The organism is Pseudomonas sp. 05T35 (genome assembly GCF_056396605.1).
In genome coordinates this window covers 1-2,193 of record NZ_JBFTLU010000601.1, presented here as the reverse complement: position 1 = coordinate 2,193, position 2,193 = coordinate 1, and the positions used below count along the sequence as shown (strand labels likewise).

2 protein-coding genes are annotated in these 2,193 nt (G+C 58.4%); both read left to right on the top strand.

Features of this window, described 5'->3' with window-relative positions; translation table 11 throughout:
* The coding region (locus AC1DH9_RS27795; protein ID WP_477809201.1) for a carboxy terminal-processing peptidase at nt 1-1,291 on the top strand (1,291 nt) is incomplete at its 5' end.
* A gap of 127 nt (nt 1,292-1,418) precedes the next feature.
* Nucleotides 1,419-2,193: EAL domain-containing protein (locus AC1DH9_RS27790; RefSeq protein ID WP_477809200.1), on the top strand; the 775-nt coding region annotated here is incomplete at its 3' end.

Sequence of the window (2,193 nt, the reverse complement as noted above, 5' to 3'; positions counted from 1 at the left end):
GGTGCCAGCAGGCCCGGCGGACAAGACCAAACAGGTTGCACCGGCCGACAAGATCATCGGCGTTGCCCAAGGCAGTAAGGAAATGGTCGACGTCGTCGGTTGGCGCCTGGACGAAGTGGTCAAGCTGATCCGTGGACCGAAAGGCACTGTGGTGCGCCTGGAAGTGATCCCGGCCAGCAATGCGCCAAACGACCAGACCACCAAGATCGTCTCGATCACCCGCGAAGCGGTAAAGCTTGAAGATCAGGCGGTGAAGAAGTCGGTCCTCAACCTCAAACAGGACGGCAAGGACTACAAGCTCGGCGTCATCGAGATCCCGGCCTTCTACCTGGACTTCAAGGCGTTCCGCGCCGGTGATCCGGATTACAAGAGCACCACCCGCGACGTCAAGAAACTGCTGACCGAACTGCAAAAAGACAAGGTCGACGGTGTGGTCATCGACTTGCGCAATAACGGCGGCGGTTCCTTGCAGGAAGCCACCGAGCTGACCAGCCTGTTCATCGACAAAGGTCCGACCGTGCTGGTACGTAACGCCGACGGCCGGGTCGATGTACTTGAAGACGAAAGCCCGGGCGCTTTCTACAAAGGCCCGATGGCGTTGCTGGTCAACCGTCTGTCTGCTTCGGCTTCGGAGATTTTTGCCGGCGCCATGCAGGACTACCACCGTGCGCTGATCATCGGCGGCCAGACCTTCGGCAAAGGCACCGTGCAAACCATCCAGCCGCTGAACCATGGCGAGCTGAAACTGACACTGGCCAAGTTCTACCGGGTTTCCGGGCAGAGCACCCAGCATCAGGGCGTATTGCCGGATGTCGACTTCCCGTCGATCATCGACACCAAGGAAATCGGCGAGAGCGCCCTGCCGGAATCCATGCCGTGGGATACCATTCGCCCGGCCATCAAGCCGGCAGTCGACCCGTTCAAACCGTACCTGGCACAGCTCAAGTCCGAGCATGATGCCCGTTCGGCCAAGGACGCGGAGTTTGTGTTCATTCGCGACAAGCTGGCGCTGGCCCAGAAACTGATGGCGGAAAAAACCGTCAGCCTCAATGAAGCCGAACGTCGCGCACAACACGCCGATATCGAAGCCAAGCAGCTGGTGATGGAAAACATCCGCCGCAAGGCCAAGGGCGAAGATCCGCTCAAAGAACTGAAGAAAGAAGACGAAGACGCCATCGCGGCCGAGCCAGAAAAGACCAAACCGGAAGACGATGCCTACCTGAGCGAAACCGGGCGGATCCTGCTGGATTACTTGAAGCTGAACACCGCGGTCGCCAGCAACAAAAAGTGATGGCAATTTAATGCTGACGATCCCCGGATCGTCATCAAACAGTCATCATTCTGTCGTGAAATAAAGGACTGGGCCCGCTCTCTGAAAAAGAGCGGGCCCGGTCCTTTTTTTATCGCCAGAGATCGCCATGACCACGACCGAACAGCTGAGTGCCTTGAGTTCAATCCTGGCTCAAAGTGGTTTGCACAGTCTGTTCCAGCCGATCGTTTCGCTGTCCGAACGACGCATCCTCGGCTATGAAGCCCTCAGTCGCGGTCCCTCCAACAGCCCTCTGCATTCGCCCATCGCGTTATTCGCCGTAGCCCGCCAGGCTGGCCGTCTCAGCGAACTGGAAATGGCCTGCCGACACAGCGCCTGCCGCCGTTTCAATGAACAGCAGTTACCGGGCAAACTGTTTCTCAACGTATCTCCCGAATCGTTGCTCGAAGCCGACCATCAACCGGGTAGAACCTTGCAAATGCTCCAGGACTTCGGCATTCCGCCAAGTCAGGTGGTAATCGAGCTGACCGAGCAAACCCCGACTGACGACTTTCAGTTGCTGCAAAACGCACTGCATCACTACCGTGCCATGGGTTTTTCGATTGCACTGGATGACCTGGGGGCCGGGTACTCGAGCCTKCGACTCTGGTCGGAACTGCGTCCGGACTATGTGAAGATCGACCGGCATTTCATCGATGGCATTCATCAGGACGCGCTCAAGCGCGAGTTTGTCGGCTCGATCCTGCAGATCGCCAAAGCTTCGCGGGCACAAGTCATTGCCGAAGGTATCGAACTGCCGGAAGAACTCGCGGTGTTGACCGAGATGGGGGTCGACCTGGTGCAGGGCTATCTGTTGTGCCGTCCGCAGGAGCACCCGCCACGGGACGCCCGGATGATGCCCAAGCACGACAGCAGCGCACTGG